The 23548-nt window shown below is 69.1% G+C and carries 22 protein-coding genes and 1 tRNA gene; 21 read left to right on the top strand and 2 right to left on the bottom strand.

The window, feature by feature from the left end; translation table 11 throughout:
• Nucleotides 1-68: 68 nt before the first annotated feature.
• On the bottom strand, nucleotides 69-302 hold the full coding sequence (locus tag AC067M_RS32200) for a YozE family protein (RefSeq protein ID WP_478700565.1): 234 nt from the start codon (nucleotides 300-302) through the stop codon (nucleotides 69-71).
• A gap of 204 nt (nucleotides 303-506) precedes the next feature.
• Nucleotides 507-578 (bottom strand) — tRNA-Arg (locus tag AC067M_RS32195).
• 144 nt (nucleotides 579-722) lie between these two features.
• On the opposite strand from AC067M_RS32195, the gene AC067M_RS32190 reads away from it, so the two are divergent.
• The 21 genes from AC067M_RS32190 to atpA all read left to right on the top strand — a co-directional run bounded on the left by AC067M_RS32190 (nucleotide 723) and on the right by atpA (nucleotide 23527).
• Nucleotides 723-1244, top strand: a complete 522-nt coding sequence (locus AC067M_RS32190; RefSeq protein WP_478700599.1) for a response regulator — start codon at nucleotides 723-725, stop codon at nucleotides 1242-1244.
• A 145-nt stretch (nucleotides 1245-1389) separates the two neighbouring features.
• Nucleotides 1390-2439 (top strand): ArgS-related anticodon-binding protein NrtL, encoded by a 1050-nt coding sequence (gene nrtL / locus AC067M_RS32185; protein WP_478700564.1) that lies wholly within the window; start codon nucleotides 1390-1392, stop codon nucleotides 2437-2439.
• 15 nt (nucleotides 2440-2454) lie between these two features.
• On the top strand, nucleotides 2455-3846 hold the full coding sequence (gene lysA, locus AC067M_RS32180) for a diaminopimelate decarboxylase (protein WP_478700563.1): 1392 nt from the start codon (nucleotides 2455-2457) through the stop codon (nucleotides 3844-3846).
• Nucleotides 3847-4033: 187 nt separating this feature from the next.
• Nucleotides 4034-5326 carry a homoserine dehydrogenase gene (locus AC067M_RS32175; protein ID WP_478700562.1) on the top strand — a complete coding sequence of 431 codons (1293 nt, stop codon included), beginning with the start codon at nucleotides 4034-4036 and terminating at the stop codon, nucleotides 5324-5326.
• A gap of 6 nt (nucleotides 5327-5332) precedes the next feature.
• Nucleotides 5333-6391, top strand: a complete 1059-nt coding sequence (gene thrC / locus AC067M_RS32170) for a threonine synthase (RefSeq protein WP_478700561.1) — start codon at nucleotides 5333-5335, stop codon at nucleotides 6389-6391.
• Between the two features lie 363 nt (nucleotides 6392-6754).
• Nucleotides 6755-7684 (top strand): homoserine kinase, encoded by a 930-nt coding sequence (thrB, locus tag AC067M_RS32165; protein WP_478700560.1) that lies wholly within the window; start codon nucleotides 6755-6757, stop codon nucleotides 7682-7684.
• A gap of 408 nt (nucleotides 7685-8092) precedes the next feature.
• Nucleotides 8093-10159: a transcription termination factor Rho gene (gene rho / locus AC067M_RS32160; RefSeq protein WP_478700559.1), complete on the top strand. Its 2067-nt coding sequence runs from the start codon at nucleotides 8093-8095 to the stop codon at nucleotides 10157-10159.
• Nucleotides 10160-10563: 404 nt separating this feature from the next.
• A complete protein-coding gene (locus AC067M_RS32155; protein ID WP_478700558.1) occupies nucleotides 10564-11694 on the top strand; it encodes an LCP family protein in 1131 nt (376 codons plus the stop codon).
• 138 nt (nucleotides 11695-11832) lie between these two features.
• Complete coding sequence (gene rpmE, locus AC067M_RS32150; protein WP_019326867.1) at nucleotides 11833-12057, top strand: 50S ribosomal protein L31; 225 nt, start codon at nucleotides 11833-11835, stop codon at nucleotides 12055-12057.
• Nucleotides 12058-12165: 108 nt separating this feature from the next.
• Nucleotides 12166-13242, top strand: coding sequence for a peptide chain release factor 1 (gene prfA, locus AC067M_RS32145; RefSeq protein WP_478700557.1), 1077 nt, complete (start codon nucleotides 12166-12168; stop codon nucleotides 13240-13242).
• Between the two features lie 86 nt (nucleotides 13243-13328).
• Entirely contained in the window at nucleotides 13329-14168 is an 840-nt protein-coding gene (gene prmC, locus AC067M_RS32140) for a peptide chain release factor N(5)-glutamine methyltransferase (protein ID WP_478700598.1), read from the top strand.
• 62 nt (nucleotides 14169-14230) lie between these two features.
• On the top strand, nucleotides 14231-14878 hold the full coding sequence (locus tag AC067M_RS32135; protein ID WP_478700556.1) for an L-threonylcarbamoyladenylate synthase: 648 nt from the start codon (nucleotides 14231-14233) through the stop codon (nucleotides 14876-14878).
• Nucleotides 14875-15552 (top strand): arsenate reductase/protein-tyrosine-phosphatase family protein, encoded by a 678-nt coding sequence (locus AC067M_RS32130; RefSeq protein WP_478700555.1) that lies wholly within the window; start codon nucleotides 14875-14877, stop codon nucleotides 15550-15552. The genes AC067M_RS32135 and AC067M_RS32130 overlap by 4 nt, the downstream gene beginning before the upstream one ends.
• An 81-nt stretch (nucleotides 15553-15633) precedes the next feature.
• Nucleotides 15634-16872 carry a serine hydroxymethyltransferase gene (locus tag AC067M_RS32125; RefSeq protein WP_478700554.1) on the top strand — a complete coding sequence of 413 codons (1239 nt, stop codon included), beginning with the start codon at nucleotides 15634-15636 and terminating at the stop codon, nucleotides 16870-16872.
• A gap of 129 nt (nucleotides 16873-17001) precedes the next feature.
• On the top strand, nucleotides 17002-18312 hold the full coding sequence (locus tag AC067M_RS32120; protein WP_478700553.1) for an MraY family glycosyltransferase: 1311 nt from the start codon (nucleotides 17002-17004) through the stop codon (nucleotides 18310-18312).
• A 302-nt stretch (nucleotides 18313-18614) separates the two neighbouring features.
• On the top strand, nucleotides 18615-19061 hold the full coding sequence (locus tag AC067M_RS32115; protein ID WP_478700552.1) for a hypothetical protein: 447 nt from the start codon (nucleotides 18615-18617) through the stop codon (nucleotides 19059-19061).
• Nucleotides 19062-19271: 210 nt separating this feature from the next.
• On the top strand, nucleotides 19272-20117 hold the full coding sequence (gene atpB / locus AC067M_RS32110) for a F0F1 ATP synthase subunit A (RefSeq protein ID WP_478700551.1): 846 nt from the start codon (nucleotides 19272-19274) through the stop codon (nucleotides 20115-20117).
• A gap of 73 nt (nucleotides 20118-20190) precedes the next feature.
• Complete coding sequence (atpE, locus tag AC067M_RS32105; protein WP_030545783.1) at nucleotides 20191-20415, top strand: ATP synthase F0 subunit C; 225 nt, start codon at nucleotides 20191-20193, stop codon at nucleotides 20413-20415.
• 42 nt (nucleotides 20416-20457) lie between these two features.
• Nucleotides 20458-20997 carry a F0F1 ATP synthase subunit B gene (locus AC067M_RS32100; protein ID WP_478700550.1) on the top strand — a complete coding sequence of 180 codons (540 nt, stop codon included), beginning with the start codon at nucleotides 20458-20460 and terminating at the stop codon, nucleotides 20995-20997.
• The gene (locus tag AC067M_RS32095) at nucleotides 20994-21809 is read left to right on the top strand and encodes a F0F1 ATP synthase subunit delta (protein ID WP_478700549.1); all 816 of its coding nucleotides are present in this window, start codon (nucleotides 20994-20996) and stop codon (nucleotides 21807-21809) included. Before AC067M_RS32100 ends, AC067M_RS32095 begins: the two co-directional genes overlap by 4 nt.
• A 128-nt stretch (nucleotides 21810-21937) precedes the next feature.
• A complete protein-coding gene (atpA, locus tag AC067M_RS32090) occupies nucleotides 21938-23527 on the top strand; it encodes a F0F1 ATP synthase subunit alpha (RefSeq protein ID WP_478700548.1) in 1590 nt (529 codons plus the stop codon).
• The last annotated feature ends 21 nt before the right edge of the window (nucleotides 23528-23548 follow it).

Raw genomic sequence — 23548 nt, 5'->3', positions numbered from 1 at the left:
ACTGAAACTGCCTAGGAACTTCCGGCGCAGGGCACTAGCGCCAGAGGTGCAGCGAGTGGCCAAACGGCTCAGGCATCGCCTAGCGCATCCCGGTACGCCTCGTATCGCACCCAGGCGTTCTCGAACATCTTGATGGCAGCTGGGACGGCGCCGCACTCTTCGAGATAGGCGCGCTGACCCGGCCGCCCCTTCCGTGAGGGCCAGTCGGGATCATTGGCGACATCGCGGGCGAGGTCGCCAATGCCGCTCTCGCGATCGGTTTGGGTCTTCAACCACGCTGTGAAGCTCTTGGGTTTGGGCATGTCCACATCCTTCCGCACAGTCTCCGACGACGTCAGGGGGCGCCCTACGCGTGAGGGGTGCGTGAGTGTGTCGGATGTATCGCAGATGGTGCGCGATCAGTGAGAGGCAACGAGAAAGAGCGGGAGTCAGTGAGACTGACTTCCGCTCTCTCGTGTCGGCATCCGCCCTGGTCAGGTCACAGTTTCAACTTTCTGACCGGCGAGTGCCCCCGGCAGGATTCGAACCTGCGCACACGGCTCCGGAGGCCGTTGCTCTATCCCCTGAGCTACGGGGGCGTGTCGGGTGCGGGCTGCTTGCTCGCGGCGACGGGTAGAACACTACCAGCTCTGTCGGGGTGATCAGGAACGGGTTTTCCCCCGGGGAGTGCCGTGCTCGTCGCTGTGTTCTGCCCACGCCCCCTTCCCGTTCGCTCCCTTGGAGTGGAAGTAGGGAAAACGCGGACGCGGTGGCCGGTCCCGACCTACTCTCGAGTTGTGCCAGGCGCGTCGGGTCGGGTGCTTGTTGTGGACGACAACAAGGTCATCCGGCAGTTGATCAGGGTCAATCTCGAGCTGGAGGGCTTCGAGGTCGTGACCGCGGCCGATGGTGCCGAGTGTCTTGATGTCGTTCATCAGGTGCGGCCCGATGCCATCACCCTCGATGTCGTCATGCCTCGACTGGACGGGCTCAGTACCGCTGCCCGGCTGCGGGCGGATCCGCGGACCCGGCATGTGCCTCTCGCCATCATCAGTGCCTGCACCCAGTACGAGATCGAAGCAGGGCTCGATGTCGGTGTCGACGCCTTCCTCGCCAAGCCCTTCGAGCCTGCCGAACTCGTGCGGCTCGTACGGAAGTTGGTGGAGCGGAGGCAGGGGCGTGTCGACGGGGGGAGTGGTGAGGGGGCGTTCGGGGACGTCCTCGGGGCGGGTGAGGCCGAGCGGGCCGGGCGAGCCGGTGGTTGATCAAGAGGTAGTGCGGGCTGCTTGAGCAGCCTGGCTCGCGTTTTGTCCGCTCCTTCGCGCTCGCACCCCCTCCCCTCTGTCCACATCCCGGACCCTCCCCAAACCGGCTCGCCTACCCGACCCCCTCCTCCCCTACGCTTGTCCCGTGACTCCCGTCGAGCTCTCGCGCACCGTGCTGCACGCCGTGCGTCGCGCTGTCGACCAGGGGGAACTGAATGTGACCGTGCCGGAACGAGTCGTGGTCACTCCGCCGGGCCCCGGGGGCTGCGGTGACTACGCGACGAACGTCGCCCTGCAGCTCGCCCGCCCCGCAGGGCAGCCGCCCCGCCGCGTCGCTGAGGTGCTCCGGCCCTACCTTGCCCGTTCAGAGGGCGTCGGCGATGTCGAGATCACCGGGCCCGGGTTCCTCAACATCCATCTTGAGCGGTCCGCTTCCTACGCCGTCGTCCAGCGGGTTCTCGATGAAGGCGAGCGTTACGGGTACTCCGACGCCCTCGCCGGGCACCTCGTCGAGCTGCGCGTGCCGTACGAGATCCGTGCCGAGGTTCTCGCCGACTCGCTCACCCGGATCGTCGGGTCGCAGGGCGGGCGGGTGGAAGTCGAGCACCGGGAGCCCGTCAATCTGCGGCCTGTGCCGGCTCCCGAAGACCCCGCCCCGCTCGGGCTCGATGCCGCCCGTTGGGCCCTGCTCCATCCCGCCCCGCACGACCGGCCCCGTATCAGCGCCGAGCACCTCGTCCAGCGGGAGAGCAACCCCCTGTTCCGGGTGCGGTACGCGCACGCCCGCACCCGGGCCGCCAGCCGCAACGCCGCCGACCTCGGGTTCACCGCCGACCTCGGGTTCACCGACGCCGACGCTGCCAACGCCGACGCCGCCGAGGGAGTCGGCCTCGGGCTCACCGCCCACCCCGGCCCGGTGCCCGGAGGCCTCCACGCCCCCGCTCTCCTCGCCGCCCTCGCCGACCACCCCCGCGTCCTCGCCCAAGCGGCAGCGCACCGTACGCCCCACCGTCTCGCCCGGCACCTCGTCACCGTCGCCGATGGCGTCCTGGGCGTTCTGCCCGCCGTTCTGCCGCGCGGTGAGGAGAAACCCTTGGCCGCCCACCGTGCCCGGCTCGCTCTCGCCGAAGCCGCCGGGACGGTGCTGGCCGGTGGCCTGTCCCTGCTCGGCATCGACGCACCCGACCACCTCTGAAAGAACACGTCAGACATGAGCCGTTCCGCACACCCCGCCGGGCCCCGTTACGCCGACGTCCTCCCCGAGGGCCACTACACCGCCCCGCCCGCCGACCTCAACGCCCTCGATCCCAAGGTGTGGGCGCAGACCGTCACTCGGGATCCCGAAGGCGTCGTCACCGTCGGCGGGCTCCCGGTGACCCGGCTCGCCGAGGAGTTCGGGACCCCCGCCTACGTCCTCGACGAGGCCGACTTCCGCGCCCGCGCCCGCGCCTGGCGCAGCGCCTTCGGGACCGACGCCGACGTCTTCTACGCCGGGAAGGCGTTCCTCTCCCGTGCCGTCGTGCGCTGGCTGCACGAGGAGGGGCTCAACCTGGATGTGTGCTCAGGGGGCGAGCTCGCCACCGCCCTCTCCGCCGGCATGCCCGCCGACCGCATCGCCTTCCACGGCAACAACAAGTCCACGGACGAGATCGAGAGGGCGGTGAGCGCGGGCGTCGGGCGCATCGTCCTCGACTCCTTCCAGGAGATCGTCCGCGTCGCGCACATCGCGGAGTCCCTCGGCAAGCGGCAGCGCGTGCAGATCCGTATCACCGTCGGCGTCGAGGCGCACACGCACGAGTTCATCGCCACCGCCCACGAGGACCAGAAGTTCGGGATTCCGCTTGCGGGCGGGCAGGCCGCCGAGGCCGTGCGCCGGGCCCTCCAGCTCGACGGGATCGAACTCATCGGGATCCACAGCCACATCGGGTCGCAGATCTTCGACATGTCCGGGTTCGAGGTCGCCGCGCACCGGGTGGTCGGACTGCTCAAGGACATCAGGGACGAGCACGGGGTCGAGCTGCCCGAGATCGACCTCGGAGGCGGGCTCGGGATCGCGTACACCAGCGACGACGATCCCCGCGAGCCGCACGAGATCGCCAAGGCACTCACCGAGATCGTCAGCCGTGAGTGCGATGCCGCCAAGCTGCGCACGCCGCGCATTTCCGTGGAGCCCGGGCGCGCAATCGTCGGGCCGACCGCCTTCACGCTGTACGAGGTCGGCACCATCAAGCCGCTCGACGGGCTGCGGACGTACGTCTCCGTGGACGGCGGCATGTCGGACAACATCCGCACCGCGTTGTACGACGCCGAGTACAGCGTCGCCCTCGTCTCCCGCACCTCCGACGCCCCGCCGATGCTCGCGCGAGTCGTCGGCAAGCACTGTGAGAGTGGCGACATCGTCGTGAAGGACGCGTTCCTGCCGGCCGACCTGGCACCGGGTGACCTCATCGCCGTACCGGCCACCGGTGCGTACTGCCGGTCCATGGCGAGCAACTACAACCACGTGCTCCGCCCGCCCGTCGTCGCCGTGAACGACGGTGAGGCCCGCGTGATCGTGCGCCGCGAGACCGAGGAGGACCTCCTGCGTCTCGACGTCGGGTGATCACGCCAACGAGCAAGACACCAACGAGCAAGTCGTCAACGAGCAAGAAAGAAAGGGGTGGAAGATCTACGGTCTTCCACCCCGGTACAAATGAAATCGACGTCTCACAATCCGGACATGGGATAGAAACTCCCGTCCGGTGAGTGAGACTGGTGCAACCGTAGACGGTATGAGGAAACGAGGTCGGATGATGCGTACGCGTCCGCTGAAGGTGGCGCTGCTGGGCTGTGGAGTGGTCGGCTCAGAGGTGGCGCGCATCATGACGACGCACGCCGACGACCTCGCCGCCCGGATCGGTGCCCCGGTGGAGCTCGCGGGTGTCGCCGTGCGGCGGCCCTCCCGGGTGCGGGAGGGGATCGACCCCAGCCTCGTCACCACCGACGCCACCGCCCTCGTCAAACGCGGTGACATCGACGTCGTCGTCGAGGTCATCGGCGGGATCGAGCCTGCGCGCTCCCTCATCACCACGGCCTTCGAGCACGGCGCCTCCGTCGTCTCCGCCAACAAGGCGCTCCTCGCCCAGGACGGCGCAGCCCTGCACGCCGCCGCCGAGGAGAACGACAAGGACCTCTACTACGAGGCCGCCGTCGCCGGCGCCATCCCGCTGATCCGGCCGCTGCGCGAGTCCCTCGCCGGTGACAAGGTCAACCGGGTCCTCGGCATCGTCAACGGAACGACCAACTTCATCCTCGACAAGATGGACTCCACGGGCGCCGGTTACCAGGAGGCCCTCGACGAGGCCACCGCGCTCGGATACGCGGAAGCCGATCCCACCGCCGATGTCGAAGGGTTCGACGCCGCCGCCAAGGCCGCCATCCTCGCCGGGATCGCCTTCCACACGCGCGTACGCCTCGACGACGTCTACCGCGAGGGCATGACCGAGGTCACCGCCGCCGACTTCGCCTCGGCGCGGGAGATGGGCTGCACCATCAAGCTGCTCGCCATCTGCGAGCGGGCCGAGGACGGCGCCTCGGTCACCGCGCGCGTGCACCCCGCGATGATTCCGCTGAGCCACCCCCTCGCCTCCGTGCGCGGCGCGTACAACGCCGTGTTCGTGGAGTCCGACGCGTCCGGGCAGCTCATGTTCTACGGGCCGGGCGCCGGCGGCGCCCCCACGGCCTCCGCCGTACTCGGCGACCTCGTCGCCGTCTGCCGCAACCGGCTCAGCGGGGCAACGGGGCCCGGCGAGTCGGCCTACGCTGCCCTGCGCGTCTCGGGCATGGGCGACGTCGTCACGCGCTATCACATCAGCCTCGACGTCGCCGACAAACCGGGTGTTCTCGCCCAGGTGGCCACTGTGTTCGCCGAGCACGGAGTGTCCATCGATACGGTTCGGCAGCAGGGCAAGGACGGCGAGGCGTCCCTCGTCGTCGTCACCCACCGCGCGTCCGACGCCGCCCTCACCGGGACCGTCGAGGCGTTGCGCAAGCTCGACACCGTGCGGGGTGTCGCCAGCATCATGCGGGTTGAAGGAGAGTAACCAGCAATGACCCACCAGTGGCGCGGAATCATCGAGGAATACCGGGACCGGCTGCCGGTATCCGACACCACGCAGGTCGTGACGCTGCGCGAGGGCGGCACGCCTCTCGTGCCCGCGCAGGTGCTCTCCGAGCGCACGGGCTGCGAGGTCCACCTCAAGGTGGAGGGTGCCAACCCCACCGGGTCCTTCAAGGACCGCGGTATGACCATGGCGATCACGCGGGCCAAGGAGGAGGGCGCGAAGGCCGTCATCTGCGCCTCCACCGGCAACACCTCCGCCTCCGCCGCCGCGTACGCGGTGCGCGCGGGTATGGTTTCGGCCGTTCTTGTGCCGCAGGGCAAGATCGCGCTTGGCAAGATGGGGCAGGCGCTCGTCCACGGCGCCAAGATCCTCCAGGTCGACGGCAACTTCGACGACTGCCTCACCCTGGCCCGCGCGTTGAGCGACAACTACCCGGTGTCGCTGGTCAATTCGGTCAACCCGGTACGTATCGAGGGCCAGAAGACGGCTGCGTTCGAGATCGTCGACATGCTGGGCGACGCCCCCGACATCCACGTCCTGCCGGTGGGCAACGCGGGCAACATCACCGCGTACTGGAAGGGTTACACGGAATACGCCACCGACGGCGTGGCCGGAAAGACGCCCCGGATGTGGGGCTTCCAGGCGTCCGGCAGTGCCCCGATCGTGCGCGGCGAGGTCGTCAAGGACCCGTCGACGATCGCCACCGCGATCCGCATCGGCAACCCCGCGTCCTGGCAGTACGCCCTGGCCGCGCGGGACGAGTCCGGAGGCCTCATCGACGAGGTGACAGACCGTGAAATCCTGCGGGCCTACCGGCTGTTGGCCGCGCAGGAGGGTGTCTTCGTGGAGCCCGCGTCCGCCGCGTCCGTGGCCGGTCTGCTGAAGGCCGCCGAGCTGGGCAGGGTCGACCCGGGGCAGAAGATCGTGTGCACCGTCACCGGCAACGGCCTGAAGGACCCCGACTGGGCCGTCGCCGGGGCACCGCAGCCGGTCACCGTCCCGGTCGACGCGGCGACGGCGGCCGAGCGCCTCGGCCTCGCCTGAGCAGAGCGGCTCAGGGCGGATGAGCAGAGCGGCTCAGGGCGGATCAGCTCGGATCCGCTGGATCTGCTCGGCTCAGGGCGGATCCGCTCGGATCAGAGACAATCCGAGGTGATCAGAGGCATGGAAGGGCGTTCAAGGGGATAACCCTTCCGAGGGTGCACAAGGGGCTGACGACACGCATCGTGCGCCTCCTGTGCGCCCTATGTCGCCACAGAACCTTCCTTCGATAGGCTGTACTGAACCCGCCCGCCGCATATGCCCTCGCGCATGGCACGGCGCTGTGCCGTCTTCGCGGCCGAGGGTTTTCCCGTACGTATCGAATGTCATTCGACACTCACGCAGCTCAAGGAGAGTCATCGAGCGATGGCCGGTCCAGCGTTCCGCGCCGCCGCCGTCCGGGTGCGCGTCCCCGCCACCAGCGCCAACCTCGGCCCGGGCTTCGACGCCCTCGGCCTGGCACTGGGCTTGTACGACGACGTGGTCGTCCGGGTGGCCGACTCCGGGCTGCACATCGACATCGCGGGTGAGGGCAGCGAGACGCTCCCGCGCGACGAGAGCCACCTCCTCGTACGCTCCCTGCGCACCGCCTTCGACCTGCTGGGCGGCCAGCCGCGCGGCCTGGAGATCGTCTGCGCCAACCGCATCCCGCACGGCCGTGGCCTGGGCTCTTCCTCCGCCGCCATCTGCGCCGGCATCGTCGCCGCGCGCGCCGTGACCATAGGCGGCGAGGCCAGGCTCGACGACACGGCTCTCCTGGAGCTCGCCACCGAGATCGAGGGCCACCCGGACAACGTGGCGGCCTGTCTGCTCGGCGGCTTCACGCTCTCCTGGATGGAGGCCGGCGCCGCCCGGGCGATCAGGATGACGCCCGCCGATTCCATCGTTCCGGTGGTTTTCGTGCCGGGGAAGCCCGTGCTCACGGAGACGGCGCGCGGACTGCTGCCGCGCACCGTCCCGCACGTCGACGCCGCCACCAACGCGGGCCGCGCGGCCCTGCTCGTCGAGGCCCTGACCAGGCGCCCCGAGCTGCTGCTGCCCGCCACCGAGGACCGCCTCCACCAGGAGTACCGCGCCCCGGCCATGCCGGAGAGCGCCGCGCTGGTGGAGCGGCTGCGGGCCGACGGAGTCCCGGCAGTCATCTCAGGTGCGGGACCCACCGTGCTCGCGCTCGTCGACGGCGACAGCGCCGACAAGGTGTCCCACCTGGCAGGCGAAGGGTGGGCCGCGAACCGGCTCGACCTCGACGCCCAGGGAGCGAGCGTGCTGCCGCTCGCCACCTCCAGTGACATGTAGAAGCCGGCGGTTGCCGGATTTCGAGAGGGGGAATGTTTGTTGGATCCGGTAGTGTTAATCTCAAGTCTGCACCCGACCCCACCATGGCGAGGTGCTTCGTGTCCCCGTCCGGGACAGACATTCTTCCGGGAGTCTCCCAAAAAGCCACTCTGTGTTCCGTACGTCGCACCTGGGCAGTACGCCGTATGCGGGCATTGAGCGGGCCACTGGGCACGCTCCGGAATTGGCGCTACCACGCCACGTGACACTGGGTGCCACGGCTCGAGGAAGCGCCATCACCAGAAATCTCTTCCGCCGCTTTGGCGGACCACCGCCCCGGCTTCGTCCACACCAACAGGACCGAAGTCGGACAGCACAACCGGTCGCCGAGCCAGACAGGCCGACGTCCGCTCCAGGGAAGGACCCTTCGTGAGCGACACCACCGATCTGATGGGCGCACGTGTCGAGGAGACCGCTGCCGCGCCCGCCACGGACGCCTCCGCGCCTGCCACCGGTGCCGGCTCCCGGCGGCGCCGCGGTACCGGCCTCGAGGGCATGGTGCTGGCCGAGCTGCAGCAGGTCGCATCCGGCCTCGGAATCAGGGGCACCGCGCGCATGCGCAAGAGCCAGCTGATCGAGGTCATCAAGGAGGCGCAGGCGGGAGGAGGCGCCGCCCCGGCCGCGAAGGCCGACACCGCCGCCGGCGAGACCAAGCCGAAGCGCCGCGCCACCTCCAAGGCCCGTACGGGCGAGGCCGCCGCCGTGAAGAAGGCGGAGAAGGCGGCTGACGCCCCCGCCGAGCAGGCCGTGGCCCAGCAGCAGATCGAGATCCCCGGCCAGCCGTCCCCCAAGGCCTCCGCTCCGGCCGAGCAGCAGAGCGCACCCGCCGACGAGGCTCCCGCCGAGCGCCGTCGCCGCCGTGTGACCGCCGACGCGGGCGCGCCGGCGAACAGCCCCGAGACGGTCGCCGCCGAGGCGAAGAGCGAGGCCAAGGCCGAGACCCCGGCCCAGCCGCAGGGCGACGCCAAGGCCGACGCCGACGGCGGCGAGGGCCGTCGCCGGGACCGCCGCGAGCGCGGCCGTGACCGCGGGGACCGTGGCGACCGCGGCGGGGACCGTGGCGACCGCGGTGGTGACCGCGGTGACCGCCGTAAGGGCGACGACCAGCAGGGTGGCCAGCAGCGCGGTCAGCAGCAGAGCCAGCAGCAGGGCGGCGGTCGTCAGGACCGCAACGCCGGTCCGCAGGACGACGACGACTTCGACGGTGGCCGCCGGGGCCGTCGTGGCCGCTACCGCGACCGCCGTGGCCGCCGTGGCCGCGACGACATCGCCCCCGAGCCGCAGATCGCCGACGACGACGTCCTGATCCCCGTCGCGGGCATCCTGGACATCCTCGACAACTACGCCTTCATCCGTACGTCGGGCTACCTGCCCGGGCCGAACGACGTGTACGTCTCCCTCGCTCAGGTCCGCAAGAACGGCCTGCGCAAGGGTGACCACATCACCGGCGCGGTCCGGCAGCCCAAGGAAGGCGAGCGGCGCGAGAAGTTCAACGCGCTGGTGCGTCTCGACTCCGTCAACGGCATGGCGCCCGAACACGGTCGTGGCCGCCCGGAGTTCAACAAGCTGACGCCGCTGTACCCGCAGGACCGCCTGCGTCTCGAGACCGACCCGGGTGTGCTGACGACCCGGATCATCGACCTCGTGTCGCCGATCGGCAAGGGCCAGCGCGGTCTGATCGTGGCCCCGCCGAAGACCGGCAAGACCATGATCATGCAGGCGATCGCCAACGCGATCACCCACAACAACCCCGAGTGCCACCTGATGGTCGTCCTCGTCGACGAGCGTCCGGAAGAGGTCACCGACATGCAGCGGTCGGTCAAGGGCGAGGTCATCTCCTCGACCTTCGACCGTCCGGCCGAGGACCACACGACGGTCGCCGAGCTCGCGATCGAGCGTGCGAAGCGGCTCGTCGAGCTGGGCCACGACGTGGTCGTGCTGCTCGACTCGATCACCCGTCTGGGCCGTGCGTACAACCTCGCGGCGCCCGCCTCCGGCCGCATCCTCTCCGGTGGTGTGGACTCGACCGCGCTGTACCCGCCGAAGCGCTTCTTCGGTGCGGCCCGCAACATCGAGGACGGTGGCTCGCTCACCATCCTGGCGACGGCTCTCGTCGACACCGGCTCCCGCATGGACGAGGTGATCTTCGAGGAGTTCAAGGGCACCGGCAACGCCGAGCTCAAGCTCGACCGCAAGCTCGCCGACAAGCGCATCTTCCCGGCGGTGGACGTCGACGCGTCCGGTACCCGTAAGGAAGAGATCCTGCTCGCCCCCGACGAGCTCGCCATCGTCTGGAAGCTGCGCCGGGTGCTTCACGCCCTCGACCAGCAGCAGGCGGTCGAGCTGCTCCTCGACAAGATGAAGCAGACGAAGTCGAACGCCGAGTTCCTGATGCAGATCCAGAAGACGACGCCGACGCCGGGTAACGGTGACTAGTCGCCGTTGAGCTCGCGGTGGCTTGTCGGCCGCGGGTTCGGTGTGGTTGTTCGCGCAGTTCCCCGCGCCCCTGGAGGGGCGCGTCGGGGCCGCCCCCTGTTCTCAGGGGGCGGCCCCTTTTTTGCTTGCTGACTGGGAGATCTTTGCCACAGGCGGCTCGGGTGGGGGCTGCTGGGCGCAGTGCCGTCACGGCGGGGGAAGCCGCAGGTGAGGGAGGTGTGGGCCGGGTCGGGTGACTACGCTGTGTGCACAATCCTCCACAGGTCGGACACATTCCGTTGTGCAACCCTTTCCCGAGTTTCGCCGTCTGACCGGACGGAGTGACGATGTGCGGTACAGGTGCCGACACATCAGGCCAGACCCTGACCGCAGGGGGTGACCGACCGGACGAAACCGAGGAGCACATGTCTGCCGAGAGCACGCCGGATCCCGGCATACCGAGCCGTGGCGCCGGCCCGCGTCACCGCGCCAAGGGCCAGCGCCGCAAGCCCCGGAGCAGGCGCAAGGGCCTGCTGATCACGGCCTGGACCGCGGCGGGCATCGTCGTGCTGGGCGGTACCGGTGCCGGCTACCTGTACTTCAAGCTCAACGGCAACATCAAGAGCGTCGACATCGACCAGGCCCTCGGCACCGACCGGCCCGAGAAGGCCGACAACGGTTCCGAGAACATCCTGGTCCTGGGCTCGGACACCCGCGCCGGCGGCAACAAGAAGCTCGGCGGCGGCACCGACGACGGCAGCGCCCGCTCCGACACAGCGATGATCATCCACGTGTACGAGGGCCACAAGAAGGCCAGCGTGGTCTCCATCCCGCGCGACACCCTGATCGACCGCCCCCAGTGCACCGACACCAAGGGCGACAGCCACGACGCCGCGCCCGACGTGATGTTCAACTCCGCGTACACCACCGGCGGAGCCGCCTGCGCGGTGAAGACCGTGGAGTCCCTCACCGGCGTCCGTATGGACCACTACCTCGAGGTCGACTTCTCCGGCTTCCAGAAGCTGATCGACCAGCTCGGTGGCGTCGAGATCACCACCACCAAGAACATCGACGACCCCGACAGCCACCTGAAGCTGAAGGCCGGCACGCACACGCTCAACGGCAAGCAGGCCCTCGGCCTGGTCCGCACCCGGCACGGCGTCGGTGACGGCTCCGACCTCGGCCGCATCCAGCTCCAGCAGGCCTTCATCAAGGCCCTGGTCGACCAGGTCAAGCACATCGGCCTTTTCAGCGACGGCACGAAGCTGTACGACCTCGCCAACACCGCGACCAAGGCCGTCACGACCGACTCCGACCTCGGCTCCCTGAACTCCCTGATGTCCTTCGCCAATGGCCTGAAGGGCATCAGCGCCTCGAACATGAACATGGTGACGATGCCGGTGCGGTACGACCCGGCCGATCCCAACCGTGTGCTCATCGAGAAGACCAAGGCACAGCTGGTCTGGAACGCCCTGAAGAACGACCGGCCGATCCCGAAGAGCGCCACGAAGGGAACGGCCACCGGCGAGGCCGGGGGCGTCGTCAGCAGTTCCTGAGCGACGCCGGGAACAAACAACCGCACCCCCTGGTTTTGGGGGATGGCCCCAGTCCTGGCAGACTGGTACGTCGGCTCCGGTTCACGCTTCCGTATCCCGCGGTTGCGACCCGGCGCCCTCCCGAAACTAGGAGACACCTTGAAGCGTGACATCCACCCCGAGTACGTCGAGACGCAGGTCAGCTGCACCTGTGGCGCGTCGTTCACCACCCGTAGCACCATCGAGAGCGGCACCATCCGCGCCGAGGTCTGCTCCGAGTGCCACCCGTTCTACACGGGCAAGCAGAAGATCCTCGACACCGGTGGCCGTGTGGCCCGCTTCGAGGCCCGCTTCGGCAAGGCTGCCGCCGGCTCCAAGAAGTAGCGAGCCCCTTTTCGCCGGTCCACGGCCGCGCGCCCGTCGAGGCGTGCGCCGGGACCGGCGTTTTTGGTCGCCCGCCTTCCCTTTCCACCGCAGTACAGGAGCCGAAAGATGTTCGAGGCCGTCGAGGAACTCGTCGCCGAGCACGCCGACCTGGAGAAGAAGCTCGCCGACCCGTCGGTACACGCCGACCAGGCCAACGCGCGCAAGCTGAACAAGCGCTACGCCGAGCTCACCCCGATCGTCGCCACGTACCGCTCCTGGAAGCAGACCGGCGACGACATCGAAACCGCGCGCGAACTCGGCGCCGACGACCCTGAGTTCGCCGCCGAGGTCAAGGAGCTGGAGAAGCACCGCGAGGAGCTGACGGAGAAGCTGCGTCTGCTGCTCGTGCCCCGCGACCCCAACGACGACAAGGACGTCATCCTCGAGATCAAGGCGGGCGCGGGCGGCGACGAGTCCGCCCTGTTCGCCGGCGACCTGCTGCGGATGTACCTGCGCTACGCCGAGCGCGTCGGCTGGAAGACCGAGATCATCGACGCCACCGAGTCCGAGCTGGGCGGCTACAAGGACGTCCAGGTCGCGGTGAAGACCAAGGGCGGCCAGGGCGCCACCGAGCCCGGACAGGGCGTCTGGGCGCGGCTGAAGTACGAGGGCGGTGTGCACCGCGTGCAGCGGGTGCCCGCGACCGAGTCCCAGGGCCGGATCCACACCTCCGCCGCCGGCGTGCTGGTCACCCCCGAGGCCGAGGAGGTCGACGTCGAGATCAACGCGAACGACCTGCGCATCGACGTCTACCGCTCCTCCGGACCCGGCGGGCAGTCCGTCAACACCACCGACTCCGCCGTGCGCATCACGCACATCCCGACCGGAGTCGTCGCCTCCTGTCAGAACGAGAAGAGCCAGCTGCAGAACAAGGAGCAGGCGATGCGTATCCTGCGCTCCAGGCTGCTCGCCGCCGCGCAGGAGGAAGCGGAGCGGGAAGCCGCCGACGCCCGCCGCAGCCAGGTCCGCACCGTCGACCGCTCCGAGAAGATCCGCACGTACAACTTCCCGGAGAACCGCCTCTCGGACCACCGCGTCGGTTTCAAGGCGTACAACCTTGACCAGGTCCTGGACGGCGAACTCGACGCGGTCATCCAGGCCTGCGTCGACGCGGACTCGGCGGCGAAGCTGGCGGCCGCGTAAGACGCGTAAGACGCGTACGTACGAGTACGACACGGAGGACTTGCGTGCAGCCATCATTTGGGGGACGCCCCCCAAACCCCCGAGGCCTGCTGCTCGCAGAGGTGGCCCAGGCCACCCAGCGGCTGGCCGACGCCGGCGTGCCCTCGCCGCGCAACGACGCGGAGGAGCTCGCCGCGTTCGTGCACGGCGTGAAGCGGGGCGAGTTGCACTCCGTGAAGGACTCCGACTTCGACGCCCGCTACTGGGAGGTCGTCGCGCGCCGTGAGCAGCGGGAGCCGCTGCAGCACATCACCGGGCGGGCCTTCTTCCGGTACCTGGAACTCCAGGTCGGGCCCGGTGTGTTCGTCCCACGTCCCGAGACCGAGTCGGTCGTCGGGTGGGCCATAGACGCCGTCCGCGCGATGGACGTCGTCGAGCCCCTGATCGTGGACCTGTGCACCGGCTCCGGCGCCATCGCGCTCGCGCTCGCCCAGGAGGTCCCGCGCTCCCGGGTGCACGCCGTGGAGCTGTCCGAGGACGCGCTGCGCTGGACCCGCAAGAACATGGAGGGGTCCAGGGTCGACCTGCGCCAGGGCGACGCCCGGGACGCCTTCCACGACCTCGACGGACAGGTCGACCTGGTCATCTCCAACCCGCCGTACATCCCCCTCACCGAATGGGAGTACGTCGCCCCCGAGGCCCGGGACTACGACCCCGACATGGCCCTGTTCTCCGGCGAGGACGGCCTCGCCCTCATCCGCGGCCTGGAGCGCACCGCGCACCGGCTGCTGCGCCCCGGCGGTGTCGTCGTGATCGAGCACGCGGACACCCAGGGCGGACAGGTTCCGTGGATCTTCACCGAGGAGCGGGGCTGGGCCGACGCGGCCGATCACCCCGACCTCAACAACCGCCCGCGCTTCGCGACGGCCCGCAGGGCGATGCCGTGAACGCGACCCCGACTTTCGACCCGCAGCACCCGCAGCAGTACGTGTACGAGGAGGCCCGCTAAATGGCACGGCGATACGACACCAACGACGCGACCGACCGCGTGACCGGTCTGCGTGAAGCCGCGTCCGCGGTCCGCCGTGGCGAACTGGTGGTCCTCCCCACCGACACGGTGTACGGCATCGGCGCCGACGCGTTCACCAAGGAGGCCGTGGGCGACCTCCTCGACGCCAAGGGCCGGGGCCGCAACATGCCCACCCCTGTGCTGATCGGCTCCCCGAACACGCTCCATGGTCTCGTCACCGACTTCTCCGAGCTGGCCTGGGAGCTGGTCGACGCGTTCTGGCCGGGCGCGCTGACGCTCGTCGCCAAGCACCAGCCGTCCCTGCAGTGGGACCTGGGGGACACCCGGGGCACGGTTGCCGTGCGCATGCCGCTGCACCCGGTCGCCATCGAGCTGCTGACGGAGGTCGGGCCGATGGCGGTCTCCTCCGCGAACCTCACGGGGCATCCCGCGCCGGAGAACTGTGACGCGGCGCAGGAGATGCTCGGTGACTCGGTCTCCGTGTACCTGGACGGCGGTCCGACGCCCGGGAACGTGCCGTCGTCGATCGTCGACGTCAGTGGTGAGGTGCCGTTGCTGCTGCGTGAGGGCGCGATCTCCGCGGACGAGCTGCGGAAGGTCGTACCCGACCTCGAGGTGGCGAATTGACAGCCCCTGACACGGGGCGTGGCATAGGCAGCGGGGAACGCACGGCGGAGGAAACGACGACTTTCGGGTTTCCGCGCGACAGCTTCCGCATCCTCCATGTCAGCACCGGCAACGTGTGCCGCTCGCCGATCACCGAGCGGCTGACCCGGCATTTCGTGTCGCAGCGGCTCGGGGTGCTCGGCGGTGGGCTGATCGTGGAGAGCGCGGGCACCTGGGGCCACGAGGGCGCGCCGATGGAGGCGAACGCGGAGACCGTGCTCGCCGACTTCGGCGCGGACGCGTCAGGGTTCGTCGGGCGCGAGTTGCTCGACGAGCACGTCATCATGGCGGACCTGGTGCTGACGGCTACGCGTGACCATCGGGCGCAGGTGATCTCGATGGGGCATTCGGCGGGGTTGCGGACGTTCACGCTGAAGGAGTTCACGCGGCTGGTGAGGGCGATAGACCCGGCGACGTTGCCTCCGTTGGAGGACGGAGTGGTCGCGCGGGCGCGGGCGCTGGTGCGGGCCGCTGCGGCGTTGCGGGGGTGGTTGTTGGCGCCCACCGCCGAGGCGGACGAGGTGTATGACCCGTATGGGGCGCCACTGCCGTTTTTCCGGTCGGTAGGGGACGAGATACATCAGGCGCTGGATCCGGTGGTGACGGCGTTGACCGGGGTGCGGGCCCGGGCGTAGGCGAGCGCCGGCAACAGCGGGCGGGGCTTGCGGTGGCGGCCTACATTGGTCGTACGTCACCGTCGACGCACGGAGCACACCATGACGGTCACCCCTGCCATCGAGGCGGACATCCTGCGCCGACAGGACCCCGAGCTCGCGGACATCCTGCTCGGGGAGCGTGAGCGGCAGTCCACGACGCTGCAGTTGATCGCGGCCGAGAACTTCTCCTCGCCGGCCGTGCTGGCGGCCCTGGGCTCGTCGCTCGCGAACAAGTACGCGGAGGGGTATCCGGGGTCCCGGTACCACGGTGGCTGCGAGATCGTCGACGTCGCCGAGAGCATCGCCGTGGCGCGGGCGAAGGCACTGTTCGGGGCCGAGCACGCCAACGTGCAGGCGCACTCGGGCTCGTCGGCCGTCCTCGCCGCGTACGCCGCCCTGCTGCGCCCCGGGGACACCGTCCTCGCGCTCGGGCTGCCCTACGGCGGTCACCTCACGCACGGCTCGCCCGCGAACTTCTCCGGCCGCTGGTTCGACTTCGTCGGGTACGGGGTCGACGCGGAGAGCGGGCTCATCGACTACGAGCAGGTGCGGACGCTGGCCCACAACCACCGGCCCAAGGCGATCGTCTGCGGGTCGATCGCCTACCCCCGCCACATCGACTACGCCCTCTTCCGGGAGATCGCCGACGAGGTCGGCGCCCATCTGATCGCCGACGCGGCGCACCCGATCGGGCTCGTCGCCGGGGGAGCGGCGCCCAGTCCGGTGCCGTACGCCGACATCGTGTGCGCCACCACGCACAAGGTGCTGCGCGGGCCACGCGGCGGCATGCTGCTGTGCGGTTCGGAACTCGCCGAGCGCGTGGACCGGGCCGTGTTCCCCTTCACCCAGGGCGGCGCGCAGATGCACACGATCGCCGCGAAGGCCGTCGCCTTCGGGGAGGCGGCAACACCCGCGTTCGCGGCGTACGCCCATCAGGTGGTCGCCAATGCGAGGGTTCTCGCGGCCGGTCTCGCGGCCCAGGGGCTGGTCGTCATCAGCGGCGGCACCGACACCCACCTCATCGTCGCCGACCCGGCGCCCCTCGGCGTCGACGGACGTGCCGCGCGCGGGCGGCTGGCCGCCGCCGGGATCGTGCTGGACTGCTGTGCGCTGCCCCACGACGCCGCCCGCGGCCTGCGCCTGGGCACGGCGGCGGTGACCACGCAGGGCATGGGGGAGAGGGAGATGGAGCGCGTCGCGGCGCTGGTGGCCGGGGTGCTGCGGGAGGACGTCGAGGCCAAGAGGGCACGTGAAGAAGTGAGGGATCTCGCCGGGGGATTTCCGCCGTATCCCGGCTGAACCTGGGTAGGCGCGCATCCGTACACAGCCACACGTGCAACCATCGTCGATACCCGGAAGTCCCCAACCATATGCAGCCGTCGCTAGGGTGTGGGGCTGAGATGGCCAGCGAGACCTGTGGGGAAGCCCGTGCGTGAATACCTGCTGACGCTCTGCGTCACGGCCGCGGTGACGTATCTGCTGACAGGGCCGGTACGGAAGTTCGCGATCGTGGCCGGAGCGATGCCGCAGATCCGGGCACGTGACGTGCACCGGGAACCCACTCCGCGGCTCGGCGGGATCGCGATGTTCTTCGGCTTGTGCGCCGGCCTGCTGGTCGCGGACCACCTCACCAACCTCAACGAGGTCTTCGAGAAGTCGAACGAGCCGCGCGCTCTGCTGTCCGGGGCGGCGCTGATCTGGCTGATCGGTGTCCTGGACGACAAGTTCGAGATCGACGCGCTGATCAAGCTGGGCGGCCAGATGATCGCCGCGGGTGTGATGGTCATGCAGGGTCTGACGATTCTGTGGCTGCCCATCCCGAAGGTCGGCACGGTCGCGCTGACCCAGTGGCAGGGCACCCTGCTCACGGTGGCCCTGGTCGTCATCACCATCAACGCGGTCAACTTCGTGGACGGCCTCGACGGTCTCGCCGCCGGCATGGTGTGCATCGCGGCGACCGCGTTCTTCATGTACGCCTACCGCATCTGGTACTCGTACGGTATCGAGGCCGCCGCCCCGGCCACGCTCTTCGCGGCGATCCTGATGGGCATGTGCCTGGGCTTCCTGCCGCACAACATGCATCCGGCGCGGATCTTCATGGGTGACTCCGGCTCGATGCTCATCGGGCTGGTGCTGGCGGCGGGCGCGATCTCGGTCACGGGGCAGGTCGACCCGGACGTGATGAAGCTGTTCTCCGGGTCCGAGCGCAACGCGGTGCACCAGATGGTGCCCGTCTACATCCCGCTGCTGATGCCGCTGACGATCATCGCGATCCCGGCCGCCGACCTCATCCTGGCGATCGTGCGCCGCACCTGGCGCGGCCAGTCGCCGTTCGCCGCGGACCGCGGGCACCTGCACCACCGGCTCCTGGAGATCGGCCACTCGCACAGCCGCGCGGTGCTGATCATGTACTTCTGGTCGGCGCTGATCGCGTTCGGCGCGCTCTCCTACTCCGTCAACTCGGCGTCCATGTGGATCGTCCTGGGCATCGTCTTCCTGTGCGCGATGGGGCTGGCGCTGCTCCTGCTGCCGCGCTTCACGCCGCGTGCGCCGCGCTGGGCTGAGCACCTCGTGCCGCCGCGCTACCGCCGCCGCGGTTCGGCCGCCGCGGCGACGGAGCCCGTGCCCGCCGCGCAGCGGGCCGCCGCGGTCGAGGACGAGCGCACGCCTGTTGTGGCGGGAGTGTCGGGAGTCAACGGAGCGACTGCTGTGGGCCCTCGTTCGCGGCTCCCAAGGTAAGAATCTGACTAGAGCATTGCCAAGTCGTGGGGGAGCTATGGGGGTGCAAAGCGCCCCTATAGCAGACAAAAGGGCGCCGGTTCTGCACAGACGTGCACTGTCACTCTCATGTGTGACGGCGAGCACACAATCGAGGTAAAGACCTCATCAAATAGTTTGTGATACCGTTCACGAGAACCCCGGACAGAGCCGAAGGACCGCAGTGCGACGGTCCATTGGCGCGAGTTCTCCAGCACTCCGCCCCGGGGACTACGCTCGTCCATGACGACACCCCTGCCCCCTGTGAAAGCGGAGTTGCCGCCATGCCGTCAAATGACGCCCGGATCCTGGCCCAGGCCGCTGTGCCCACAGCTGCCGTCGGCGCTGTCGCCGCCGTCATCGGCGCGATCGTGGCCGGTGGCGAGGGTGCGGTCGGGGCGGTCGTCGCGACGCTCGTGGTGATCCTCTTCATGGGGATCGGTCTGTACGTCCTGCAGCGCACTGCCAAATCGCTTCCGCATCTCTTCCAGGCGATGGGCCTCATGCTCTACGCGGCGCAGATCCTGCTGCTGTTCGTCTTCCTGGCCGCGTTCAAGAACACGACACTGTTCAACCCCCGGGTCTTCGCCCTCACGCTCGTCGCCGGCACCCTCGCCTGGATCGCCGCGCAGACGCGTGCCCACATGAAGTCCAAGATCCTCTACGTCGAACCCGATTCGGGCGCCTCCTCGACCGGCGGCAGGCCCGAAAAGACGGGGCACTCGTCGTGAGAGGTAGGGCCGGGATAAAGGCGCACGTGAAGTCCTGCTATCGTCCGGTGCCAACTGCGGCATCGCGGGCGCGGGCATCCGAGCTGACGCCTGCTCAAGCGCGAGGCGAGATGCCCCTCAGCCGCCCCCACATCCGTAACACCAGTCCCGTGCCGAACTGCGGCAGTGCGCCGCGCCGACACAACGAGGTTGCCGTACCTATGCGCCACGATGAAGGAGCCCGCGGTGAGTGCTGACCCGACGCAGGTGCTCGCCTTCGACACGAACTGCCACCTCTTCGACGGGTGTGGCTTCGACAAAGTGTCGCCGGGCCTGCACTCGTTCCTGTTCGAACCGCTCATGGGTGACGCGGACGGCAACGGCTTCTACTTCAACAAGCCGATGCTCCTCGCTCTGCTCGGTTCCATCATCGTGGTCGGCTTCTTCTGGACCGCGTTCCGCAGGCCGAGCGTCGTCCCCGGCAAGCTCCAGATGGTCGCCGAGGCCGGCTACGACTTCGTACGCCGCGGCATCGTCTACGAGACGATCGGCAAGAAGGAGGGCGAGAAGTACGTCCCGCTCGTCGTCTCGCTCTTCTTCTTCGTGTGGATGATGAACCTCTGGTCTGTCATCCCGGTCGCCCAGTTCCCGGTGACGTCGATCATCGCCTATCCGGCGGTCCTGGCCCTGATCGTCTACATCCTGTGGGTCTCGCTCACCTTCAAGCGGCACGGTTTCGTCGGGGCCTGGAAGAACATCACCGGCTACGACAAGTCGCTCGGCGCGGTGCTCCCGCTGGCCATGACCATCGAGTTCTTCTCGAACCTGATCGTCCGCCCGTTCACCCACGCCGTACGACTCTTCGCGAACATGTTCGCCGGTCACACGCTGCTGGTGCTCTTCACGGTCGCCAGCTGGTACATGCTGAACGGCATCGGCATCGCCTACGCCGGTGTCTCGTTCGCGATGACGATCGTCATGACCGCCTTCGAGCTCTTCATCCAGGCTGTCCAGGCGTACGTCTTCGTCCTGCTGACCTGCTCCTACATTCAGGGCGCGCTCGCCGAACACCACTGAGCCGTCCCGTACCGCCCCCATAGTCGTCCGGTGGCCAACCCCCACCGGTCCGTACAGAGAAGGAAGAACTGGCATGTCCCAGACCCTTGCTGCCGTCGAAGGTTCCCTCAGCTCCGTCGGTTACGGCCTGGCCGCCATTGGCCCCGGCGTCGGCGTCGGCATCATCTTCGGTAACGGCACCCAGGCCCTCGCCCGCCAGCCCGAGGCCGCCGGTCTGATCCGTGCGAACCAGATCCTGGGCTTCGCCTTCTGTGAGGCGCTCGCCCTCATCGGTCTGGTCATGCCGTTCGTCTACTAAGACGAACCCCAAGACCAGCCGTATTCGACGAAAGGCACTGATGTGAACCTCCTGGTTCTGGCGGCTGAGAAGGAGAACCCTCTCATTCCGCCGTGGCCCGAGCTTGTCATCGGCCTGATCGCCTTCGTCATCGTCTTCGGCTTCCTCGCCAAGAAGCTCCTCCCGAACATCAACAAGGTTCTGGAAGAGCGTCGCGAGGCCATCGAGGGCGGTATCGAGAAGGCCGAGGCCGCGCAGACCGAGGCCCAGAGCGTCCTCGAGCAGTACAAGGCCCAGCTCGCCGAGGCCCGCCACGAGGCCGCGCGTCTGCGCCAGGAGGCGCAGGAGCAGGGCGCGACGCTCATCGCCGAGATGCGCGCCGAGGGCCAGCGGCAGCGTGAGGAGATCGTCGCCGCCGGTCACGCGCAGATCGAGGCCGACCGCAAGGCCGCCGCGTCCGCGCTGCGTCAGGACGTCGGCAAGCTCGCCACCGAGCTGGCCGGCAAGCTCGTCGGCGAGTCCCTCGAGGACCACGCCCGGCAGAGCCGCGTCATCGACCGCTTCCTCGACGAGCTCGAGGAGAAGGCCGAGGCCACGCGATGAACGGAGCGAGCCGCGAGGCCCTGGCAGCCGCACGCGAGCGTCTCGACGCGCTGACGGACTCCACGTCCGTGGACGCGGCGAAGCTCGCCGACGAGCTGGCCGCCGTCACCGCGCTGCTCGACCGCGAGGTGTCGCTGCGTCGGGTCCTGACCGACCCGGCGCAGGCCGGTGAGGCCAAGGCCGAGCTGGCCCAGCGCCTGCTCGGCGGCCAGGTCGGCGGGGAGACCCTCGACCTGGTGTCCGGACTGGTGCGCTCCCGCTGGTCGCAGTCGCGCGACCTGGTGGACGCGCTGGAGGAGCTGGCGGGCACCGCCGACCTCACGGCGGCGCAGCAGGCCGGCACGCTCGACGACGTGGAGGACGAGCTGTTCCGCTTCGGGCGGATCGTCGCCTCGAACACCGAGCTGCGCGCCGCGCTGACCAACCGCAAGGCCAGCACCTCGGCCAAGGCCGAGCTGCTGCGCAGCCTGCTCGGCGGCCGGGCCGCCCGGACCACCGAGCGTCTGGTGACGCGCCTTGTCACCGCGCCGCGGGGACGTAGCCTGGAGGCGGGACTCGAGTCCCTGTCCAAGCTCGCCGCCGAGCGTCGGGACCGTGTCGTGGCCGTCGTCACCTCGGCGGTGCCGCTGAGCGACCCGCAGAAGCAGCGCCTGGGCGCCGCCCTCGCGAAGCTCTACGGCCGCACGATGCACCTCAACCTCGACGTGGACCCCGAGGTCCTCGGCGGGATCCGGGTGCAGGTCGGCGACGAGGTCATCAACGGCTCCCTCGCGGACCGCATCGACGACGCCGCCCGCCGCATGGCGAGCTAGCAGCAACTCAACAAGACGTAGAAATACGGCCCGAGTTGGGCCGTGCAGAGGATTCACCTCGTTCAGGGGGGAGTCCCCCATCCCCCCAAGTGAAACTTCGGGCCCAACAAGGAGAGCAGGGAACCCAGATGGCGGAGCTCACGATCCGGCCGGAGGAGATCCGGGACGCGCTGGAGAACTTCGTCCAGTCGTACAAGCCGGACGCGGCCTCGCGCGAGGAGGTCGGTACGGTCACCCTTGCCGGCGACGGCATCGCGAAGGTCGAGGGCCTTCCCTCGGCCATGGCCAACGAACTGCTGAAGTTCGAGGACGGCACCCTCGGCCTCGCGCTCAACCTGGAAGAGCGCGAGATCGGCGCCATCGTCCTCGGTGAGTTCAGCGGCATCGAGGAGGGTCAGCCGGTCACCCGTACCGGCGAGGTGCTCTCCGTGGCCGTCGGCGAGGGCTACCTCGGCCGCGTGGTCGACCCGCTCGGCAACCCGATCGACGGCCTCGGCGAGATCGAGACCAGCGGCCGACGCGCCCTCGAGCTGCAGGCCCCGGGCGTCATGGCCCGTAAGTCGGTGCACGAGCCGATGGAGACCGGCTACAAGGCCGTCGACGCGATGACCCCGATCGGCCGTGGCCAGCGTCAGCTGATCATCGGTGACCGCCAGACCGGCAAGACCGCCCTGGCCGTCGACACGATCATCAACCAGCGCGACAACTGGCGCTCGGGTGACCCGAAGAAGCAGGTCCGCTGCGTCTACGTCGCCATCGGTCAGAAGGGCTCGACCATCGCCTCCGTGCGTGGCGCCCTCGAAGAGGCCGGCGCGCTGGAGTACACGACCATCGTCGCCGCCCCGGCGTCCGACCCGGCCGGCTTCAAGTACCTGGCGCCGTACACCGGCTCGGCCATCGGCCAGCAGTGGATGTACGAGGGCAAGCACGTCCTGATCATCTTCGACGACCTGTCGAAGCAGGCCGACGCCTACCGCGCCGTGTCCCTGCTGCTGCGCCGCCCGCCGGGCCGTGAGGCCTACCCGGGTGACGTCTTCTACCTGCACTCCCGTCTGCTGGAGCGCTGCGCGAAGCTCTCCGACGAGATGGGCGCCGGCTCGATGACCGGTCTGCCGATCGTCGAGACCAAGGCCAACGACGTCTCGGCCTTCATCCCGACCAACGTCATCTCCATCACCGACGGCCAGTGCTTCCTGGAGTCGGACCTGTTCAACGCCGGTCAGCGTCCCGCGCTGAACGTCGGTATCTCCGTCTCCCGAGTCGGTGGTTCCGCGCAGCACAAGGCGATGCGCCAGGTGTCGGGTCGTCTCCGCGTGGACCTCGCCCAGTTCCGTGAGCTGGAGGCGTTCGCCGCCTTCGGTTCCGACCTGGACGCCGCGTCGAAGGCGCAGCTGGAGCGCGGTTCGCGCATGGTCGAGCTGCTGAAGCAGGCCCAGTACCAGCCGATGGCCACCGAGGACCAGGTCGTCTCCATCTGGGCCGGCACCAACGGCAAGATGGACGAGGTTCCCGTCGCCGACATCCGCCGCTTCGAGAAGGAGCTGCTCGAGTACCTGCACCGCAAGGAGCAGGGCCTCATGACCTCCATCAAGGAGGGCGCGAAGATGTCGAACGACACCATCCAGGCGATCGACGACGCCGTTGCCGAGTTCAAGAAGCAGTTCGAGACCTCGGACGGCAAGCTGCTCGGCGAGGACGCTTCGCCCGCCGCCAAGTGACGTAAGGAAGGGACCTGACTC

It is taken from the genome of Streptomyces sp. NPDC043427, assembly GCF_056436655.1.
This window is presented reverse-complemented; position numbering and strand designations above follow the sequence as displayed.